The organism is Caldalkalibacillus uzonensis (assembly GCF_030814135.1).
In the GTDB taxonomy this organism is placed as follows: Bacteria; Bacillota; Bacilli; order Caldalkalibacillales; family Caldalkalibacillaceae; genus Caldalkalibacillus; species Caldalkalibacillus uzonensis.
In genome coordinates this window covers 39,494-57,429 of the sequence record NZ_JAUSUQ010000017.1, presented here as the reverse complement: position 1 = coordinate 57,429, position 17,936 = coordinate 39,494, and the positions used below count along the sequence as shown (strand labels likewise).

Here is a 17,936-nt window from a genome sequence, read left to right as displayed (position 1 = left end):
CTTAGAAGCGATTCAGAGTGAACAAGCACTCTGTTTGTTCGAAGAAGTGAATATAAGCTTGGTGACGATGGCGGAGGGGTCACACCCGTTCCCATACCGAACACGGAAGTTAAGTCCTCCAGCGCCGATGGTACTTGGGGCGAGAGCCCCCGGGAGAGTAGGACGTTGCCAGGCAGGATCAACCCCGTGAGTCAATAACTCACGGGGTTTTTGCATTTTGGACAATAATGCAAAGGCTAGACGGCGGAATCATCCTTAAACAAATTGTCACCGCGTTGTAAACGCATGGCAATATGGGCGGTATGGGTGGTTTCACGATGGGTTGGAGCATGGGCGGCCAGATAACGGGTCACAGCCAAAATCAAGGTTTCCTGGGTATAGTGAGCAAACGCTGTTTTTTCTTTGGCCCACTCCTCATATTCTTTCACCGCAGCCTCATACATCTGGAACGAATGAAACTCAGCATCTTCACGCAATAAGGCATGCCCTAAAGTGTTGAACAAAGCGGCTTTATCTCCACCCGCAGCCAAATAGTTCATCACCCATTTTCCGGCTTGGTCCGTTTGCTGTTGTTGATTGAGCAATGCCAATAAAGCCTCAGGCTGATTGGGATCAACAGCATGGGGATCCCCATTGGGCCGGCGGGCGGCCGGTATGTTTAAAAAGCGATCCAAGTATATACTCATCGCCGTATGGAAAATCGACCGGGTCAATTCGGGTGAAGCGGATCGTTTTAATGCTTCATGGACGGCATGGGCATGGGTAAAGGTGTGCAGAACGGTGATCCAATCCCACATATCATTTTGAACATGAAAACGTGCGATGCGTTCAGCGGCGGCTAAAGTGACGATTTGGGCCAGACGAACGGGTGTCATCCCTTCTTTTAACACTTGGAGGAGCAGGTTGTCTGTTTCTAGAGGGTTGTCGCTGAGCAGCTGCTGAACAATGGTTTCATTACCGACCGAGAGCTGTGCCGGAGAGGGCTGACGGTGCAAGAGATCAGGCAGCTTTTCAAAGACCTCGTGAAGCGGTTGTACCAGGTCGACCGGTGCTTGCCAACTGTGCAACTCTTCACTTCGGGGGGCATTGGCCAATTCGGGCAACAATGAAGTTAACACATATGGCCGGTGTTCATCGCCAATATGCTCCAGGATTTCGAAAGCCTTATTATGGAAATCGAGCGTGTGGCCTGTATTCATATAGAAATGATCGGTGATGGCCGTCATCATCATCTCATTTAACGCTTCGGTTGTTGCACCGCTCTCAATGGCTGTCAGCAACACTCGTTCTGCCCCACGGACATCCCGCACTTCAACATTGTGCCGGTACCACTGGACCAACTGTTCAAAACGGGGATGTTCATTCCCTGTTTTAGAAAGGGGCCCCAATAAAAAACGAGTGCCCATTCCGGCACTTTCACGGGCCACATGTATCAGTCCGTGGAACCTCATGCAGGGTTTACCACTGGCACGCCATGGGTTGCCGTCAACCCGAATTACACGTCCATTAATGTCGAAGCAGCCTTAAAGGATCTATTAATCAGCAATTATCCCGTTCAAGACCAAGAAGAGATCACACAGATTGAACTTCGGCCGTATGAAGCAAGAGTGTATTTATTAAAGGCTTAGCCTTCACAATTGGATGGTAAATTTTTCAAAGCTTTTTAACTGCGAAACAAAGCAAGTTTAATAATAAAGACTAAAAGGGAAGATGATATTGTATAATGAGGGTACAACCCCTGGATACATAATGGCCGTTCAATCAATTAGATTGATGAGAAGGGGTATGCCAAAAATTGATGGAGGTGTTGCACTGATGGATATGTCCCGCAAGGCGATTCCTTACACGCCCAATGAAAAAGAACTGAGTGAGATGACCATTGCTATTGTTTCCACAGCGGGTGCTCATTTGAAAGACCAAGAGCCGTTTAACACAGACGGTGACCACACCTATCGTTTAATTTCCGGTGATGCCGATACGTCCCAATTTACAGTTACCCATGGGGCGCCGAAAGAGCATTACAACACCGATGAACCGAAGAAGGATATTAATGTCATCTTTCCTTTGGACCGCTTGCGTGAACTAAAAGAAGAAGGTTTTATCGGTGATGTGAACAACAAGCATATTTCCATGATGGGCTATGCCATGCGCTTAAAGCAAATTTTGGATGAAACCGTGCCGCAAGTGGCTAAGGAAATTACCCGCTCCAAAGCGGATGCCGTTTTGCTAACCGCTGGATGACCGCTTTGCCATCGTACCGTGGTTGCGGTACAACGTGCGATTGAAATGTCAGGCATTCCAACGGTTCTGGTCACCTTAGATAAGGAACAATCCGGATTAATGCGTCCGCCCCGGGCGATTCATCCGGTCGGCTTTAAATTTGGCCACTCTTTGGGTAAACCGGATGATGCCGAAACGCAAAAAGCTGTGATCAAAGCAGCGTTGGAACAACTGACGCTGAAACAGGAGCCCGGCCATATCCATGATAAGGAGTTTCCCACTTACTAAGCCGACTGAATAGGCCCAAACAACCCAACCTATGAGGTTCACCCTCCTCTCATCACGAGAGGGGGGTTTTCGTTTGCCACCTTGATCATCCTGCATATCTTGTGCTGTGTTTTTATTTTTTAGCTTGAGAGCCGAGGGCAAACAGCTTCATCTCTGGCTGCATACCCCACAACCGGCTTGGAAGTTACTCACATCCAAGCTTACAACAGGGATGGTGGCCTTGATCTTTTCCGTTTCACTCAGCGCGGGCTATGGTTGGCTTTATTTTTTAACATACAATCTCCATCATATATGGCCGGCGGAGGAACAAACCCTGATGGCCGTTATGGCCCTGGGAATGTTGTACGTGTTATTGTCAGCACTGTATTTGGGGGTGTGGGTTATTTTTTTATGGGTGGTGTACCACGTTTTAAAAACCAGGTTGGGACAATGGAGCGGTTTAATCACCGTTCTTATCGTTTTGGGGCTGACCTGGTTGTTATCTAAAATCCAAGACTCCGCTGTGTTTGCAGCTACTTTTGGCCGGCTGGTCATTGAAACTGGTTTAACCATCCCTCTTCCCGTCGGTGCAGATCAATGGTACGTTGAATCATTGCCTCCTTTGGCTTTGGGCCAGTATCTCTTCCATGCCCTGCTTGCCCTGTGTATCTTCATCGGAGTCTGCTGGCTGTTAGATCAGCAAACAGAGGTGTAAGCCATGGGCTATGAATTTGATAAAACGAAGCCAATCTATTTACAACTCGTTGAGCGGATTTGCTGGAGAATTGTGCGTCAGGAGTTAGCAGCAGGAGAAAAACTGCCCTCTGTGCGGGAGATGGCGGTGCAATCTGGGGTTAATCCCAATACGGTCCAACGCACCTATGCCGAATTGGAGCGCATGGGGGTCACTGAAACCAGACGTGGCCAGGGCACTTTTGTGACAACAGATACTGAACACTTAGCAAACCTTCGGGAGACGCTGAAAACCAGCCATATGATGCAGTTTGTAAAAAAAATGAGAGCCATGGGTTTTACCAACAGCGAAATCTTGAGCGGGGTGCAAACCGCCTTGGACTCCGTAGTTGAAGAGGACGGGAAGGAGGAGCGTTATGATGTTTGAATGTCAGCAGGTGACCAAACGCTATTTGGGTCAGACGGCGTTGAACAAGGTGACGCTGCAACTTCCGCAAGGGAAAATGATCGGTGTGATTGGCCCAAACGGCAGCGGTAAAACAACGTTATTGAAACTATTGGCCGGACTATGCCAGCCTAGTGAAGGGAAAGTGCTGGTTGGCGGACGGGTGCTGAAGCGCCGGGATGCGGCCAAGATTGCCTATTTGTCTGAACTGGATGCTTTCTACTCCTTCTTTACCGTTGAAGAAACGCTGCATTTTTTTGCTTCACAATTCGGCGATTTAAACGTAGCCAAGGCGGAGCAGATGCTGCAATTTTTGAATCTGGATGCTCAGGTCAAAGTCAGCCATCTGTCCAAAGGTCACCGCGGCCGCTTGAAATTGGTGCTCGCCTTAGCCAGGGATGTGCCCTTAAAAGAGGGAAAAGTCCTTGGTTGTTATGATGCTGATGAGATTCGCAGCCACTATGGGCAAAGCTTGACGGAGTGGATGAAGAGAGTTTATGAAGGGCGACAGGATGTGCTTACTGATTAAAATGGGGAATGGAGGATATATATGATGGAACCTGTCTGCCGTTTAGACCATGTGAGTAAAATAATCGGTTCCAAAACGATCATCGAAGATATTTCATTGGATATTTATCCGGGAGAAGTGTTTGGTTTGCTGGGGCCCAATGGGGCCGGTAAAACGACGACCATGCGCATGATGGTAGGCCTTATGTCCATGAGCAAAGGAAATATTTTAATCCAGGGGCATAGTATCCGGGATCATTTTGAACAAGCCATCGCCCATGTGGGAGCGATTATTGAACAGCCGCAACTGTACAACTATCTAACCGGCTATGAAAACCTGATTCATTTTGCCCGCATGGCAGAGCATGTCACCGACGACCGCATTGAGGAGATTGTGGAACTGGTGGGCTTGGCAGACCGCATTGATGATAAGGTAAAAACCTATTCATTGGGGATGCGTCAACGGTTAGGTTTGGCCCAAGCGTTGCTTCACTCTCCTTCTTTACTGATTTTGGATGAACCGACCAACGGCTTAGATCCTGCCGGAATCAGAGAGATCAGAAACTATCTGCGCCGTTTGGCCCAGGAAGAAGGGGTCTCAGTGGTGGTTTCCAGCCATTTGTTAGCCGAAATGCAGTTGATGTGTGACCGCATCGCCATTATCGACAAGGGAAAATTGTTGGATGTGCAATCGGTTGAGACCTTTTTAAACTCAGCACATCAACACATGATCACCTTCACCGTCGATCCGCTTCACCAAGCGGTGCAGGTCATGGAGGATCATGCTGTTCCTGTCCGACATGTCACTGATCATGAATTCAAAGTCATGCTGGAAAAGGAACAAATTCCGGACGTGGTCCAACACCTTGTGCAGGCCAAGGTAAAGATATACGGTATTCGACCTGCAGGAGAGAAAACCTTGGAGGAACGGTTCTTGGAAATGACAGGAGGCAAAGCGCAATGAACATCTGGTTAGGCTTACTGCAAAATGAACAGTTAAAATTATACCGCAGGATGGGGACATGGGTGATGTTTATATTGCTGCTCATGGCCATTGTGGGTATCGCCTTTATCACAAAATATGTTCTTCCTATCGCGGCAAGTGAAGGGGCATCCCCATTGTTGTATTTTATGAATGTAACGGTTCCCCTGTTTGGACTGATCACCTTGTTTGCGATCATTGTTGCTGCCACATCGGTAGCCAATGAATTTTCACAGGGGACCATCAAGCTATTGCTCATCCGTCCCATCCATCGTGCCAAAATTTTGTTGGCCAAATATATCGCTGTACTGCTGTTTAGTATGTATATGATTGTGGTGCTGTTTCTCGGTTCGCTGGTGCTGGGGGGCGTGTTGTTCGGCTTTGAAGGATTATGGACCAATCCGGGTGGGGATTTCCTAGAGGACCAAGGATTAAGCGGTCTTTTGCAGCAATATGCGTTTGAGAGCATTCCGCTCGTAATGATGGTCACCTTTGCTTTTATGGTGGCTGCCGTTTTCACCAACAGTGCTTTGGCTATCGGCTTATCCATGTTTCTGATGTTTACTGGCGGACAGTTGGCTGTTTTATTAAGCCAGTATCCGTGGGTCAAATGGATCTTGTTTGCCCACTTTGATCTCAGGCAATATGTGGATGGGCTTCCCCTCGTTGAGGGCATGACCCTCTCATTTTCCTTACTGGTCTTATCTATGTATTACATCCTGTTTATCTTGGTGACTTGGTTAACCTTCATAAAACGGGACATCACCGCTTAGTCCTGCTGACGGTCTATGTTTTACCAGTCAAATGCCAATGACTGAGACGATTGATGGCGGAGGAAATATGGAAAAATTTATTGCCATTTGGCGGTTGACTTCACACTGAAGACATGTTATATTATTGTCTGTCGCCGCTGGTGAGACAAGAAAAAACGCAAGTTTTAAGCGGCGTTAAGACATGGAGAGGTGTCCGAGCTGGCCGAAGGAGCACGATTGGAAATCGTGTAGGCGGGGATAACCCGTCTCGAGGGTTCGAATCCCTCCCTCTCCGCCATATTAAATCAAAGATACATTTTACGTGGCCCGTTGGTGAAGTGGCTTAACACACCGGCCTTTCACGCCGGCATTCAGGGGTTCGAATCCCCTACGGGTCACCATTATGGAGGGTTAGCTCAGCTGGGAGAGCACTTGCCTTACAAGCAAGGGGTCGGCGGTTCGAACCCGTCACCCTCCACCACTTTCATAAGAATGACGCGGGGTGGAGCAGTCTGGTAGCTCGTCGGGCTCATAACCCGAAGGTCGCAGGTTCAAATCCTGCCCCCGCAACCAAAATATGAGCGCTACTACGTCGAATTTTCATCGATGGAAGCGAAAATCGTGGTACCCGCAGGGTGCAACCAATATATTTGCGCAACATGATACATTGTGGAGCTGTGGTGTAGAGGCCTAACATGCCTGCCTGTCACGCAGGAGATCGCGGGTTCGAATCCCGTCAGCTCCGCCATTTTATGTCTATTTAACTAACAGGGACTGCTAGTCACAAAGCAATTGACAGCATCTCAAAACGTGTGTTATATTAACAATTGTCTCTGGCTCGGTAGCTCAGTCGGTAGAGCAGAGGACTGAAAATCCTCGTGTCGGCGGTTCGATTCCGTCCCGAGCCACCACTTAAAATATGGATTAATAGCGTGCCGGTGTAGCTCAATTGGCAGAGCAACTGACTTGTAATCAGTGGGTTGGGGGTTCGATTCCTCTCGCCGGCACCATACGAAAATGTGGAGGGGTAGCGAAGTGGCTAAACGCGGCAGACTGTAAATCTGCTCCCTCTGGGTTCGGCGGTTCGAATCCGTCCCCCTCCACCATATTGCAGGGGCATAGTTCAATGGTAGAACGGCGGTCTCCAAAACCGCAAGTGTGGGTTCGATTCCTACTGCCCCTGCCACTCTATATAACATGGCGGCTGTGGCGAAGTGGTTAACGCACCGGATTGTGGCTCCGGCATTCGTGGGTTCGAATCCCATCAGTCGCCCCATAGTTTTACTGTTGGGCTGTAGCCAAGCGGTAAGGCAACGGGTTTTGGCCCCGTGATGCGCTGGTTCGAATCCAGCCAGCCCAGCCATTCTATGCGAGCGGAAATAGCTCAGGGGTAGAGCACCACCTTGCCAAGGTGGGGGTCGCGGGTTCGAATCCCGTTTTCCGCTCCATTTTTATACACACTTTTATATGTGATTTAAGTGGCGGCATAGCCAAGTGGTAAGGCAGAGGTCTGCAAAACCTTTATCCCCGGTTCGAATCCGGGTGCCGCCTCCATTTTAACTTTAAGTATGCTTCTTTCCTGTGAAAGAAGTTTTTTATTTTATGATTCCCAAAAATAGGTCATAAGTCGTGTACCTAATTGAAGAAAAAAATGGTAACATAATAGACAGGACATTGGTCCTGCTTCCAATTGCTTAAAAATTCAAATTCCATAATGCTTAAAAAACGCACAAGGGCAAAGCTACGGAAACGTAGTGACGCAAAGCTATAGGGGCTAAAGCAACATGCCATGCCAGCCAGCTGCCGTTTAAGAAAACAAACACACCTTCTTAAGCGGAGGTGTGTTTTCTATTAAACATATGAACTTAATTTCAAATTATAAAGATATGAGTGGAGAGGGTGGTTGTAGTGAAGCCGATTGAGTACCTGCCACAACATAACGTGGAAATTAAGGAGCAAGAATATAAACGTGTTGTCCATTATATTGCTAAGCGCTACCGTTTAACCAGAAGAGAAGAGGAAATTTTACTCATGTTATCTTTATATGGATATTCAAATGAAGAACTCTCCAAAACATTGTTCGTTTCCCAAACGACGGTAAAAAATCATATTCATAAGATACTTAAGAAAACACGCACCAGTTCAACACGGGGACTTTTATCAATGGTAATCGATTACTTTTATACCCTAAAATGTATAATCTAAAGTGATACTTGTTAGTTACATAATAGTTAAGAACAGTACGCAACGACAATATGCAACTCCTTCTGTTTCAACTTCGCATTATGCGTTAATGCAAGTTGGAAAACGGAAAGGGGTTTTTTATTTTGTCCGGAAGAAGGAACGTTATGTGAACTATATGTAGATCATTCAATGTTTTTGGCTTCAGAGAAGCTATGCTGCATAAAATAACTGGGGTATATACATAATACCTCGTGTAAAAGAAAAATGGATTAAAACCTTTATTTACATAAAAATGGACAAAATAAAGAAAAATAAGGTAAGAAGTTAACCTTTATTTTATACAAATAAAAATTATTTAAAATGATAAGAACTTAAGGAGATATATATATGAGAAATATGGCTGCTTTATTTTCCATTCTTATGCCCGGATTCGGACAAATATATAATGGTCAGTTCTTGAAAGGTGTCTTCTTTATAATAGTTGAGCACTTTGATAATGTATTTGGAAATATAAACAATGCCATTCATCTTGATTTTAATGGATTCCACCAACAGGCTGTAGATGCGACAAATTTCCAATTCATGTTATTTTACCCTGGATTTTATGCTTATGCAGTATGGGATGCTTGGTATTATGCAAAACCTAATGCTGACAAGTCAAAGACCGCTATTCCATTTGTCATTGCCGGTTTCCTTGGAGAGTTGAGTGCAATATATGCACCAAAACTAGCCATACCCACTTTAACCGTAGGATTGTTATTAATTATCCCTATTCTTTGTGGAATGATCATATTTAGGAAACAATAAAACGATGGGAGACAACATGATTCATGGACAGAATATTATTGTGGTGTTTACTAATCATTGGAATTGGATTATTTCTTTTCAGTTTAAGAAAACCACTCCTTTTGAAGGACACGATTTTAATTTTCTTAATGAAAGCTTATTTTTCATCATTTATTGGGGTTATTGTAGTAAAAGAAGAAATGGTTGAATACCCTGTAAGATTTTTAAGTAAATATTTCGATGCTAGTATTCTTTTTGAATATTTTCTTTATCCCATCATGTGTATTTACCTTTACCAAACAACTGTACATTCAAGATTTCTAGGCATTGTTCTCCAATGTGCATTGTATACCGCTGCATTAACGACCATTGAGGTCATTTGTGAAAAATATACCGATTTAGTTGAATACCATTCATGGACTTGGATGCACTCGTTTATAACCATCTTTCTTCTATCTCTTTCAGTGCGTCTCCTTTTGCAATTGATAAATAAAATAGAAATGTCAAAGGTATAGCGCTTCATTAGACCGCACCAGTGTGAGTTGTTTGACGCTATTCGTTCCGTTTGCAGGAATGGTTAAACTGGACGAATTAACTCAATTTGCAGGAACATTTGGGAACAATTATGATAGGATACAGCTACCCAAAATTTGGGTGCGGTTTTACATAAAAAAACAGGTTGACTTAGGTTTGCGTCCGTGTTATATTATTCATTGTCAACAAAAACGTGCCGGTGTGGCGGAATTGGCAGACGCGCACGACTCAAAATCGTGTTCCCTTGCGGGAGTGGGGGTTCGACTCCCTTCACCGGCACCATACATATTATTTGCACAACGCGGTTTCTTGTATAGATGTGGTACAAGGAGTCGCGTTTTTTATTTTAGTACCTTGTCAATCCAAAACCTGCCATCGCCAAAGCAATGCTTTTATGTCATAATAAATAAGGTTGATACAGCTGATTAATAACTTTTTTGAATATGCATGGAGTGGGAAAAGATGACGGACAGATCCGTTTCTCAATATGATATTGTGCGCTTGCTGATCATCGGACTGATTATATCAGGTTTACTCTTTTATCCAGCGGTACCTCAGGCTCAAGAATTGGACCACCATCCATTTACAGCAGAAGGCATTGTATTGATGGATGCCAAAACGGGGCAAGTACTGTACAGTAAAAATGCAGAACAACCATTTTATCCGGCTAGTATCACTAAAATAATGACAGCCATTTTGGCATTGGAATCAGGTCGGTTAGACGAGATGGTGGTTACTTCGGAATTGGCCAGGCATGCAATCGGTAACCGCATTTATTTGGCTGAAGGAGAAGAAAAACCCTTAATTGACCTGGTTTACGGCATCATGTTGAATTCGGGAAATGACGCAGCCATTGCCATTGCTGAGCATTTAGGAGGAAGTGTAGAGGGATTTGCCGAGATGATGAATGCCAAGGCCAAGGAGATTGGCGCTCTCGAAACCCACTTTGTTAACCCGCATGGACTGCATGATGATGATCATTACACAACGGCCATGGATATGGCTAAAATTGCTCAATATGCCTTGCAAAATCCGTTGTTTCGCGAAATTGTAACGACCAAAACCATGCCCTGGTTTGGTGAAGAATGGCATTCTAACCTGGTTAATACGAACCGTTTGCTGTGGGATTATGAAGGGACAACAGGCATTAAAACCGGGTATACCAGTGCTGCTGGACAAACCTTTGTCGCCTCAGCTGAAAGAGATGGGACCGAATTGATCGTTGTTTTGTTGAAAGCCACTCACCGGCAAAACCTGTGGCAGGAAGCTGCCGCTCTCCTGGACTACGGCTTTGAACATTATCAAACCGTGAAAGTGTGGAACGAAGGCGACTATGTTACTGAAACATTGTATGGGCAAGAGCATGTGTTTCAGTTGGCAGAGGATGTGTATGTCACCATGCCCAAAGCAGCTGATGGAAAGTTTCAGTGGGATGAACGCCTGGAATTAACCCATGTTACTCCTCCATTTATTAAAAACATGTTGGCTGGCCATCTGGTTGTCGAAACAGAAGATCACACTATAATGAAAGTGCCTGTTCACTACATGCATTCACGGGAGTTGTCATCAGATACAGAAATGGCAGTGGATTCTAAGGCATCGGTAAGCACCCAAAGCATCGCTACTGAAGACAATGTGCTAGTCGCAGTCGAAGACTTGGTCGCCCATGGTACGGGAGAGCATATCGTCTCAGTTGTGGCCCGCTGGTGGTACATCCCCTTCTTGGCCTTACTGGTGTTGTTTGTGTATCAACGCAGGCGGCGTAAAAAAACAGCTATGCGTGGGCTGTCATCCCAAACTCATTCCAAGCATTGGCCTCCAACCCCCTAAACTTCAGCCTCCTAAGTCGGGAGGCTGTTCGTTTAAGAGAGCAGACCGCTTGATTGGGCAAGATGGAGAATGTTACCTTTATCTTAGGAAGTGATAGAAAGGGTTAGGGGGAGGGCCGTCAAATTGAGGATTAAGCTGGGCAAAAAGGTATTGTTGTGGGGCCTGATCGTGTTGACCGGCAGTGGAATGGGGCTTGTCAGTGTGATGTTGTGGCTGTCTGGGCCCCCGGCAGAACGGGTCAGTCAGGTGGAGATTGTAGATGACGGGCAATCGTACAGAGACGAGGAAGGACAGCTGTATGTGACAGGAGAAACGCGTGATCGAATTGCCCAGCTCCATCAGCGCTATAACCAATTGGTTGGCTGGGGAGAATATCAGCGCTTTAATCATCCCGACAATTGGGATAACGTATCCTTTCAGGCTGACATTGAGGAACTGGAGCAGTTGAGCGAAATGTCTGCAGGCGTGCTGCAACAAGATTTTGAGAACATGGCCCGCCTGGTTGCTTATGCTGTCCACGAGAAAGATGTTGAGGCGCTCCTATACGCCCATCGTGTCATACATGATTTAGATGTGATCATTAATGGCTATGATGAACAGATTTTCGGCTATACCCATACGGGCCATGACAGTGATAAAGTGGATGTGTTTCTCATGGAGTATGGGGAAAATGTTGAATCCACCACTGAGTAGCCTTGTCCGCCAGTCATATCCTTGCATGTGTTTAAGCACTAGACTGCTTCATGACTTTCAAGTCCAATACCTCTCCCCCGTTCATTTGAATAAACAGATCTGCTACAGACTGCAGCAGGGAGTGGGCGTCCTGACCATCCTTAAGCGGATCGGGAAGGTAGAGAATATGCAACATATGGGTGGAGTTCAACGATGTTTTCGTGCGGTCCGCGTCAATGATTGGGCTGCCAAAAGGTCCTGCGTTATCTGCTGTAATCCATTTGCCTTCAGCAGACGTTTCTTTACCAGCCAAGGAGATATACGCTTCCCCAGGTCTGCCCAAGCGCATAACCAGTCTTTCTCCAGACAGCTGATCGGCGTCATACAGCCCGCAAGGCATAAGATGGTACAGTGAGACAAAATTGTTCACATCAGCAGCGGAATGAATAAACGGAAAAGGCTTGCCCTGCAACACCCTTCTTAATAAAGCTTCTGAACTGGGACGGTATTTTGAGGGGGAGATTCCCAACGCTTTAAAGCATTGGCGAAAATAACCGATTTGAGGGATGTTGCCTATTTCTTGCGGTTCATATTCTGTCTTCAACTGTTCCAGGAACAACTCAATGCGCCCCTTTAGCATTTTGGGGGATTCAGACACGGTTGCCCCTTGGTAACGAATCAGGCCGATTTGTATATGCGGAAGTTTGGATAGAATCGTTTCATCAAGATGCAATTCCACCTTTTTCACCTCTGATACCACAGTTTTTCCCAACGTTTTAATCAAAGTATAGCTTACCTCCTCCACATTTTAAAGTGATGGTGAATAATTTAGACGGGCTGATCAATACTGTAAATAGGTGTATAGAGGAGGTTGCAAATATGAACGTCGGACGTGCCAAACAAATTGTTGAGTCTACTGATGAAATTGTTGTTTTGCACCAGGGGGAACCGATCTGGATCCAGCGGGTGGATGAAGAGCGGGGAACAGCCCGTATTTACCCTTATGACAATCCTGAACATGAGCGTGAGGTCCCTGTTGCAGAATTGGTGGAAAAACATTAAGCTAAAACAGAAGGCCTGCGGCAAAAGCCGCTGGTCTTTTTTCTTGCTTGAACTTTACACTTAAAGGGGTTATCTTGAAAAAAAAGGAGTCGACTAGACATGAAAGAAGTAACCATTTATACCGATGGAGCCTGTTCAGGAAACCCTGGCCCGGGGGGATGGGCAGCTGTGCTGATGTATGGCCAGCATGTGAAAGAATTGACAGGTGGAAGCGAATACACAACCAACCAAAGAATGGAATTAACAGCGGCGATTGAGGGGTTGAAAGCCCTCAAAGAACCGTGTAAGGTAAAACTATATAGTGATTCTGCCTACATGGTTAACGGCTTTCAACAAAAATGGTATTGCAACTGGGAGAAAAATGGCTGGAAAAACAGCTCCGGACAGCCGGTGGCTAACAAAGAACTGTGGCAAGCCTTGCTCCAATTGACACGTAAACATGAGGTCACCTTTTACAAAGTGAAAGGACATGCTGACAACAAGTGGAATAACCGCTGTGATGAGTTGGCTGTGAAGGCTATTCCAAAATAGCATCCTAAGCAACACATCCATCCCAAGAAAGGAGGGAGCGCCATGGGGCTGGCTCAAACAGACCAGAATCTCGACCTGAGACAATTAAAGCAAGAGATCATCGATTACAGCCGCTCGATCGGCATTGATAAAATTGGTTTTGCTGCGGCTGACCCCTTTGCCGAATTGAAGCAGCGCTTGATACGTCACCGGGAATTGGGCTATGAGTCCGGCTTTGAGGAACCGGACATTGAGAAGCGTACCACCCCTACCAAGATTTTGCCTGAAGCACAATCAATCATTGCCATCGCTCTGGCGTATCCCTCTCGCCTGAAGCATCCCCCCCGTTCCAAGCAAGGCGCTTACAGGGGGATTTTGTGCCGGGCGTCATGGGGGCTGGATTATCACCATATTTTGCGTGATAAACTACAAAAACTGGAATCCTTTATCAAGAGCAGAGTGCCAGATGCTCACTGTGAATCAATGGTGGATACCGGTGCTTTATCTGACCGGGCAGTGGCTGAACGGGCAGGTATAGGCTGGAGTGGGAAAAATACAGCCATTATTACCAAAGAATTCGGTTCCTGGGTGTATTTGGGTGAAATGCTCACTTCCATTCCTTTTGAGCCGGACCAGCCGGTGACTGAGTCTTGCGGCACCTGTAACAAATGTATTGAAGCCTGCCCAACAGGGGCCCTGGTCCAGGGAGGGCAGCTGGACTCCAACAAATGTATTGCCTATTTGACCCAGGTTAAAAATTTCGTGCCGCTCCCTTACCGGGAAAAAATAGGTAACCGGCTGTACGGCTGTGACACCTGCCAGACGGTTTGTCCCCATAACCGCAAAAAGAACTTTACCCATCATCCAGAAATGGAACCTGATCCACAGGTCGTCAAGCCCTTGTTAAAACCAATGCTCTACATGAGCAAACGGGAATTCCGGAAAACGTTTGGCCCCACTGCTTCTGCCTGGCGGGGGAAAAAACCTTTGCAACGCAATGCCATTATCGCTTTAGGTAATTTTAAAGACGAAACAGCTGTCCCTGAATTGATTGACCTCTTGCACAATGATCCCCGGCCAGCCATTCGGGGCACAGCAGCTTGGGCCTTGGGAAAAATCGGAACAGAGGAGGGACGGCAAGCGCTAAAAGAGGCACAAAGGTTAGAAGCGGATCAGGATGTGCTGGCTGAAGTTGAACATGCCTTAAACATGTTCAATCATTAACATGATAAAGGAGACGGGTATGGTATGTCTCGCACCTTTAACATTTTTTACGCGGAGATCCAGACGCCGATTGGACCGTTAACTCTGGCTAGGACTAAACAAGGGTTATGTGCCATTGAATTTGGCCAGGGTGAAAATGTGCTGACAGCACTGGCCAACTGGTCACGAAAAAACTTTTTAACGGACAGGCTGCTTCATGATCAAGATGCGTTGGCCCATGAGATGAACCAGTTGGAAGCCTACTTTCAAGGGGAGCGGACCCAGTTTGATTGTGAGTTACATCTCGTGGGCACCCCGTTTCAGAAATTGGTATGGCAAGCCCTGCTCAACATTCCTTATGGTGAAGTACGTTCATATAAAGAAATAGCTAAGGAAGTCGGAGCACCAAAAGCAGTACGGGCCATAGGCGGTGCCAACAACAAAAATCCGGTTCCCATCATTGTCCCCTGTCATAGAGTAGTTGGTTCAAACGGGGCTTTAGTGGGTTATGGTGGCGGTTTGGAGATTAAGCGGCAGCTGTTGCTCTTGGAAGGGGCGCCAATTGAACAAAAGGACTCGTGATAGGGGAGCCCTCGGTTGGGCTCCCTGTTTTAGTTGCCCGCACCACGGTACCGTTTCACTCCTTGATTCCAGATCCATACGGATATGCTGAGAAAGATGAATCCCACCAAGGGTGTCAAAAAGGCGTACACATACCACTCTTGCCGTCCTAGAAAATAGGCGGAGGGGTAGACGCCCACAAAGGCAAAGGGCAATATCCAGGTCAGCACAAAGCGGATCACCCGATGGTAAATGTCCACCGGATAGCGTCCGTAGTTGGCAATATTGTACATCATGGGCATAATGTCGGTGCGGCTGTCAGACCAAAAGCTGATGCTGGCCAGCGAGACAAACACCCCGCCGTAAATGCAAGCCCCGCCCAGCACCATCAACAGGAAGATAAGCGGATCATACCAGGAGATGGTCAAGCCCAGCTGAGATCCCGCATAAAACATGATCGCCAAGCCAGTGATGGCTCCAAACAGGGATTCCAACTCCATGCGCTCCAGGATGACCTGAAACAAGCTGTGAATGGGCCGTGTCAAGATACGGTCCATTTCCCCTTTGACAATGTAGCGTTCATTAAAATCCCATATATTAAAGAACGCAGCGAAAATGGCAAACGGCACCAAAAAGAAGCCGTAAATAAACATAATCTCTTCCCGGCTCCAGCCGCTCAGCAAGGGCGTATGGCTAAACACCACTAAAATAAACACCAGATTTACCGCCTGGAACAAAAGATCGGACATCAGTTCCACAAACAGATCAACGCGGTAAGTCATTCTGGTTTTCATATACTGCAACGTGTATTGCCACAAGATAGAGAAGTAATACATGCCCTATCCTCCTTGTACGACCAACTGTTTTTTGGCCAGCATCCATAACAGTTGAATCGGAACAATCAATACCACGGACCACAAGGCCTGCAACAGGATCCCGTTCCACACCTCGGCATCGCTAAACGCTCCGGTAAAAATCATGCTGGGAATATAACTGATCGCTTGAAATGGCAGATAGCTCATGAGCGTTTGGGCCCAGCCTGGATAAAAAGAAATAGGGAGGATCAAGCCGGAGAAGAGGTCAATCGTAATGCGCTTGGCCCGGATCAAACCATCGTTATTAAAAAAGAAAAAGGTTAGTAATCCGGTCATCAGGTTTAATTGGGTGTTAATCACAAAGCTGAACACAAGAGACAAGCCGAAGGTAAACCACGTCCAGGCGCTGGCCGAAAAATCCAAGGGAAAAATAAGCCAGACAATCAACAGACCAGGAGCGGAGAAGAACAAAAGACGAAACAGCCCTTCTCCTAATCCCTGCATGGTTTTCATCGTTAAATAGTGGTAGGGACGGATCATTTCCACGGCCACTTTTCCTTCGCGAATCTCCTGGGCAATCTCCCGGTCAATATTATTAAAATAAAAAGCCCGGGCCATCCAAGCCACCGCCACGTAAGTGGTCATCTGGGTGACGGTCAACCCGCCCAGCGACTCCTGCCCGCCATATATGGCCGTCCACAGAAAATAATAGGCACCGATATTGATGCTGTAGATCAAAATCCCGCTGTAATAATTAGTACGGTAGGCCAGCATCATCAAAAAACGGATGCGGATCATCTCCAGGTACATGTTAACCATGCTTAATCCCTTCTTCGTAGATGTTACGGATAATTTCCTCGGTGGAGATTTGATTGACTTGCATATCGACAATGCTGAGCTGTCCTGCCACTTGGCGGATCACTTCTGAAATCACTTGTTCATTGTTCACCTTGGCCAGCCACACATTCTCTTTCTCAGTTGGTGACCATTCCACCGGCAAGTGTACGGTTATTTGCCTGAGGGTTAAGTGATTCACGGTCCGGTCAAAACGGAACTGGATCTCCTTTCCTTCTGCCCACTGCTGCCGCAAACGTTCCAGCTCACCATCATAGATGATCTTGCCCTCATCAAGCATGATCACCCGTTCACACAATGCTTCAATGTCGGTCATATCATGGGTAGTCAGCATAATCGTCGTGTTATATTTGCGGTTAATCTCTTTCAGAAACTCTCGTATTTTCAGTTTGACCAGCACATCCAGGCCGATGGTCGGTTCATCTAAGAACAGCAGGGGGGGATTATGAATCAAGGCGGCAGCCAGTTCACAACGCATGCGCTGGCCGAGGGACAGCTTGCGAACCGGTTTATCCAACAACGGTGCAATATCCAGTGTGTCAATCACATGGCTCATATGCTGTTCATAGTCCTCGTCCGACACACGGTACACCTTTTTTAATAAGCGGAACGACTCCTGGACAGCAATGTCCCACCACAGTTGGGAGCGCTGTCCAAACACCACCCCGATTGTCCGCACAAATTGTTCCCGCTGCTTGTGGGGATTCATACCATTGACCCTGATATGTCCCGAGGTGGGGGTGAGAATACCGGTCAGCATTTTGATGGTCGTTGATTTACCTGCTCCATTCTCGCCGATATAGCCCACCATTTCCCCTGGCTGGATCTTGAAGCTGATGTTGTTCACAGCGGAGACGATTTTATAACGACGGGTAAATAAGTCCCGGAATGCACCTGTTAAACCTGTGCGGCTGGAATAAGCTTTAAACTCTTTACGCAAATTGTGTACCTCAATAATAGGTTGCATGGCAACTCCTCTCCTTTGTTTGCTCCACTTATCATATTACTGCAAACCTTGCCACATTAAAAGCGGCATCAACTTCCTGCTTTTCTCACTC

Annotated in this window: 21 protein-coding genes, 14 tRNA genes, 1 rRNA gene, 1 pseudogene and 1 riboswitch; of the genes and pseudogenes, 32 read left to right on the top strand and 5 right to left on the bottom strand. The window is 46.6% G+C overall.

All coding sequences use genetic code 11. The annotated features are described in order from the left end of the window. Nucleotides 1-57 precede the first annotated feature (57 nt). A 5S ribosomal RNA gene (rrf, locus tag J2S00_RS17490) occupies nucleotides 58-174 on the top strand. Between the two features lie 62 nt (nucleotides 175-236). Here rrf and J2S00_RS17485 read toward each other — a convergent pair. Beyond that, nucleotides 237-1,427: a Rieske (2Fe-2S) protein gene (locus tag J2S00_RS17485; protein ID WP_307342861.1), complete on the bottom strand. Its 1,191-nt coding sequence runs from the start codon at nucleotides 1,425-1,427 to the stop codon at nucleotides 237-239. Nucleotides 1,428-1,445: 18 nt separating this feature from the next. On the opposite strand from J2S00_RS17485, the pseudogene J2S00_RS17480 reads away from it, so the two are divergent. The 27 genes and pseudogenes from J2S00_RS17480 to J2S00_RS17350 all read left to right on the top strand — a co-directional run. Further along, nucleotides 1,446-1,628, top strand: a pseudogene (locus tag J2S00_RS17480) (hypothetical protein); the annotation flags it as partial. 157 nt (nucleotides 1,629-1,785) lie between these two features. Then, nucleotides 1,786-2,241, top strand: coding sequence for a glycine/sarcosine/betaine reductase selenoprotein B family protein (locus J2S00_RS17475; RefSeq protein ID WP_307342858.1), 456 nt, complete (start codon nucleotides 1,786-1,788; stop codon nucleotides 2,239-2,241). An 18-nt stretch (nucleotides 2,242-2,259) separates the two neighbouring features. Continuing rightward, the gene (locus tag J2S00_RS17470) at nucleotides 2,260-2,508 is read left to right on the top strand and encodes a hypothetical protein (RefSeq protein WP_307342855.1); all 249 of its coding nucleotides are present in this window, start codon (nucleotides 2,260-2,262) and stop codon (nucleotides 2,506-2,508) included. Nucleotides 2,509-2,632: 124 nt separating this feature from the next. Further along, entirely contained in the window at nucleotides 2,633-3,202 is a 570-nt protein-coding gene (locus J2S00_RS17465; RefSeq protein ID WP_307342852.1) for a hypothetical protein, read from the top strand. A 3-nt stretch (nucleotides 3,203-3,205) separates the two neighbouring features. Next, nucleotides 3,206-3,607: a GntR family transcriptional regulator gene (locus J2S00_RS17460; RefSeq protein WP_307342849.1), complete on the top strand. Its 402-nt coding sequence runs from the start codon at nucleotides 3,206-3,208 to the stop codon at nucleotides 3,605-3,607. Beyond that, on the top strand, nucleotides 3,597-4,154 hold the full coding sequence (locus J2S00_RS17455; protein ID WP_307342845.1) for an ATP-binding cassette domain-containing protein: 558 nt from the start codon (nucleotides 3,597-3,599) through the stop codon (nucleotides 4,152-4,154). The genes J2S00_RS17460 and J2S00_RS17455 overlap by 11 nt, the downstream gene beginning before the upstream one ends. A 24-nt stretch (nucleotides 4,155-4,178) precedes the next feature. Then, complete coding sequence (locus J2S00_RS17450; RefSeq protein WP_307342841.1) at nucleotides 4,179-5,096, top strand: ABC transporter ATP-binding protein; 918 nt, start codon at nucleotides 4,179-4,181, stop codon at nucleotides 5,094-5,096. Then, nucleotides 5,093-5,887 (top strand): DUF2705 family protein, encoded by a 795-nt coding sequence (locus J2S00_RS17445; protein WP_307342839.1) that lies wholly within the window; start codon nucleotides 5,093-5,095, stop codon nucleotides 5,885-5,887. The genes J2S00_RS17450 and J2S00_RS17445 overlap by 4 nt, the downstream gene beginning before the upstream one ends. A gap of 183 nt (nucleotides 5,888-6,070) precedes the next feature. Next, nucleotides 6,071-6,164 (top strand) — tRNA-Ser (locus J2S00_RS17440). 26 nt (nucleotides 6,165-6,190) lie between these two features. After that, a tRNA-Glu gene (locus J2S00_RS17435) sits at nucleotides 6,191-6,267 on the top strand. A gap of 4 nt (nucleotides 6,268-6,271) precedes the next feature. Continuing rightward, a tRNA-Val gene (locus J2S00_RS17430) sits at nucleotides 6,272-6,347 on the top strand. A gap of 15 nt (nucleotides 6,348-6,362) precedes the next feature. Continuing rightward, nucleotides 6,363-6,439, top strand: a tRNA-Met gene (locus J2S00_RS17425). 98 nt (nucleotides 6,440-6,537) lie between these two features. Then, nucleotides 6,538-6,614, top strand: a tRNA-Asp gene (locus tag J2S00_RS17420). A gap of 87 nt (nucleotides 6,615-6,701) precedes the next feature. Continuing rightward, nucleotides 6,702-6,777 (top strand) — tRNA-Phe (locus tag J2S00_RS17415). A 23-nt stretch (nucleotides 6,778-6,800) separates the two neighbouring features. Beyond that, a tRNA-Thr gene (locus J2S00_RS17410) sits at nucleotides 6,801-6,876 on the top strand. 11 nt (nucleotides 6,877-6,887) lie between these two features. Beyond that, nucleotides 6,888-6,972, top strand: a tRNA-Tyr gene (locus J2S00_RS17405). A 6-nt stretch (nucleotides 6,973-6,978) separates the two neighbouring features. After that, nucleotides 6,979-7,052: transfer RNA gene (locus J2S00_RS17400), tRNA-Trp, on the top strand. Between the two features lie 14 nt (nucleotides 7,053-7,066). Further along, nucleotides 7,067-7,142: transfer RNA gene (locus J2S00_RS17395), tRNA-His, on the top strand. A 12-nt stretch (nucleotides 7,143-7,154) separates the two neighbouring features. Further along, nucleotides 7,155-7,229: transfer RNA gene (locus tag J2S00_RS17390), tRNA-Gln, on the top strand. 10 nt (nucleotides 7,230-7,239) lie between these two features. Beyond that, nucleotides 7,240-7,314: transfer RNA gene (locus tag J2S00_RS17385), tRNA-Gly, on the top strand. A gap of 32 nt (nucleotides 7,315-7,346) precedes the next feature. Beyond that, nucleotides 7,347-7,420, top strand: a tRNA-Cys gene (locus J2S00_RS17380). A 170-nt stretch (nucleotides 7,421-7,590) separates the two neighbouring features. After that, a riboswitch (cyclic di-GMP riboswitch) is annotated at nucleotides 7,591-7,674 on the top strand. 100 nt (nucleotides 7,675-7,774) lie between these two features. Beyond that, on the top strand, nucleotides 7,775-8,071 hold the full coding sequence (locus J2S00_RS17375) for a helix-turn-helix transcriptional regulator (protein ID WP_307342837.1): 297 nt from the start codon (nucleotides 7,775-7,777) through the stop codon (nucleotides 8,069-8,071). 366 nt (nucleotides 8,072-8,437) lie between these two features. Further along, nucleotides 8,438-8,857 carry a hypothetical protein gene (locus tag J2S00_RS17370; protein WP_307342835.1) on the top strand — a complete coding sequence of 140 codons (420 nt, stop codon included), beginning with the start codon at nucleotides 8,438-8,440 and terminating at the stop codon, nucleotides 8,855-8,857. Between the two features lie 23 nt (nucleotides 8,858-8,880). Continuing rightward, nucleotides 8,881-9,351, top strand: a complete 471-nt coding sequence (locus J2S00_RS17365) for a CBO0543 family protein (RefSeq protein ID WP_307342833.1) — start codon at nucleotides 8,881-8,883, stop codon at nucleotides 9,349-9,351. Between the two features lie 214 nt (nucleotides 9,352-9,565). Further along, nucleotides 9,566-9,652, top strand: a tRNA-Leu gene (locus tag J2S00_RS17360). A 180-nt stretch (nucleotides 9,653-9,832) separates the two neighbouring features. Further along, complete coding sequence (locus J2S00_RS17355) at nucleotides 9,833-11,200, top strand: D-alanyl-D-alanine carboxypeptidase family protein (protein ID WP_307342830.1); 1,368 nt, start codon at nucleotides 9,833-9,835, stop codon at nucleotides 11,198-11,200. A gap of 123 nt (nucleotides 11,201-11,323) precedes the next feature. Next, entirely contained in the window at nucleotides 11,324-11,893 is a 570-nt protein-coding gene (locus J2S00_RS17350) for a hypothetical protein (protein WP_307342827.1), read from the top strand. A gap of 31 nt (nucleotides 11,894-11,924) precedes the next feature. Here J2S00_RS17350 and J2S00_RS17345 read toward each other — a convergent pair whose 3' ends face one another. Then, a complete protein-coding gene (locus J2S00_RS17345) occupies nucleotides 11,925-12,656 on the bottom strand; it encodes a B3/B4 domain-containing protein (RefSeq protein ID WP_307342825.1) in 732 nt (243 codons plus the stop codon). A gap of 95 nt (nucleotides 12,657-12,751) precedes the next feature. On the opposite strand from J2S00_RS17345, the gene J2S00_RS17340 reads away from it, so the two are divergent. The 4 genes from J2S00_RS17340 (at nucleotide 12,752) to J2S00_RS17325 (ending at nucleotide 15,229) form a co-directional block, all read left to right on the top strand. Beyond that, nucleotides 12,752-12,934 (top strand): H-type small acid-soluble spore protein, encoded by a 183-nt coding sequence (locus J2S00_RS17340; protein WP_307342821.1) that lies wholly within the window; start codon nucleotides 12,752-12,754, stop codon nucleotides 12,932-12,934. 99 nt (nucleotides 12,935-13,033) lie between these two features. After that, entirely contained in the window at nucleotides 13,034-13,465 is a 432-nt protein-coding gene (gene rnhA, locus J2S00_RS17335) for a ribonuclease HI (protein ID WP_307342819.1), read from the top strand. A 42-nt stretch (nucleotides 13,466-13,507) separates the two neighbouring features. Then, a complete protein-coding gene (gene queG, locus J2S00_RS17330; RefSeq protein ID WP_307342817.1) occupies nucleotides 13,508-14,668 on the top strand; it encodes a tRNA epoxyqueuosine(34) reductase QueG in 1,161 nt (386 codons plus the stop codon). A gap of 24 nt (nucleotides 14,669-14,692) precedes the next feature. After that, nucleotides 14,693-15,229 carry a methylated-DNA--[protein]-cysteine S-methyltransferase gene (locus tag J2S00_RS17325; RefSeq protein WP_307342814.1) on the top strand — a complete coding sequence of 179 codons (537 nt, stop codon included), beginning with the start codon at nucleotides 14,693-14,695 and terminating at the stop codon, nucleotides 15,227-15,229. Nucleotides 15,230-15,258: 29 nt separating this feature from the next. Here J2S00_RS17325 and J2S00_RS17320 read toward each other — a convergent pair whose 3' ends face one another. From J2S00_RS17320 to J2S00_RS17310, 3 genes are read right to left on the bottom strand one after another with little or no spacing between them, the layout of a single operon-like run. Continuing rightward, on the bottom strand, nucleotides 15,259-16,044 hold the full coding sequence (locus J2S00_RS17320; RefSeq protein ID WP_307342811.1) for an ABC transporter permease: 786 nt from the start codon (nucleotides 16,042-16,044) through the stop codon (nucleotides 15,259-15,261). Between the two features lie 3 nt (nucleotides 16,045-16,047). After that, nucleotides 16,048-16,842 carry an ABC transporter permease gene (locus J2S00_RS17315; RefSeq protein WP_307342808.1) on the bottom strand — a complete coding sequence of 265 codons (795 nt, stop codon included), beginning with the start codon at nucleotides 16,840-16,842 and terminating at the stop codon, nucleotides 16,048-16,050. Further along, a complete protein-coding gene (locus J2S00_RS17310) occupies nucleotides 16,835-17,845 on the bottom strand; it encodes an ABC transporter ATP-binding protein (protein ID WP_307342805.1) in 1,011 nt (336 codons plus the stop codon). Before J2S00_RS17310 ends, J2S00_RS17315 begins: the two co-directional genes overlap by 8 nt. Nucleotides 17,846-17,936: the final 91 nt, after the last annotated feature.

Bases quoted from the DNA above. Each gene is read 5' to 3' on its own strand.
- J2S00_RS17475 (WP_307342858.1), top strand. From the start codon at position 1,786: ATGCCAAAAATTGATGGAGGTGTTGCACTGATGGATATGTCCCGCAAG.
- J2S00_RS17460 (WP_307342849.1), top strand. From the start codon at position 3,206: ATGGGCTATGAATTTGATAAAACGAAGCCAATCTATTTACAACTCGTT.
- J2S00_RS17455 (WP_307342845.1), top strand. From the start codon at position 3,597: ATGATGTTTGAATGTCAGCAGGTGACCAAACGCTATTTGGGTCAGACG.
- J2S00_RS17450 (WP_307342841.1), top strand. From the start codon at position 4,179: ATGGAACCTGTCTGCCGTTTAGACCATGTGAGTAAAATAATCGGTTCC.
- J2S00_RS17445 (WP_307342839.1), top strand. From the start codon at position 5,093: ATGAACATCTGGTTAGGCTTACTGCAAAATGAACAGTTAAAATTATAC.
- J2S00_RS17370 (WP_307342835.1), top strand. From the start codon at position 8,438: ATGAGAAATATGGCTGCTTTATTTTCCATTCTTATGCCCGGATTCGGA.
- J2S00_RS17365 (WP_307342833.1), top strand. From the start codon at position 8,881: ATGGACAGAATATTATTGTGGTGTTTACTAATCATTGGAATTGGATTA.
- J2S00_RS17355 (WP_307342830.1), top strand. From the start codon at position 9,833: ATGACGGACAGATCCGTTTCTCAATATGATATTGTGCGCTTGCTGATC.
- J2S00_RS17340 (WP_307342821.1), top strand. From the start codon at position 12,752: ATGAACGTCGGACGTGCCAAACAAATTGTTGAGTCTACTGATGAAATT.
- rnhA (WP_307342819.1), top strand. From the start codon at position 13,034: ATGAAAGAAGTAACCATTTATACCGATGGAGCCTGTTCAGGAAACCCT.
- queG (WP_307342817.1), top strand. From the start codon at position 13,508: ATGGGGCTGGCTCAAACAGACCAGAATCTCGACCTGAGACAATTAAAG.
- J2S00_RS17325 (WP_307342814.1), top strand. From the start codon at position 14,693: ATGTCTCGCACCTTTAACATTTTTTACGCGGAGATCCAGACGCCGATT.
- J2S00_RS17320 (WP_307342811.1), bottom strand. From the start codon at position 16,044: ATGTATTACTTCTCTATCTTGTGGCAATACACGTTGCAGTATATGAAA.
- J2S00_RS17315 (WP_307342808.1), bottom strand. From the start codon at position 16,842: ATGGTTAACATGTACCTGGAGATGATCCGCATCCGTTTTTTGATGATG.
- J2S00_RS17310 (WP_307342805.1), bottom strand. From the start codon at position 17,845: ATGCAACCTATTATTGAGGTACACAATTTGCGTAAAGAGTTTAAAGCT.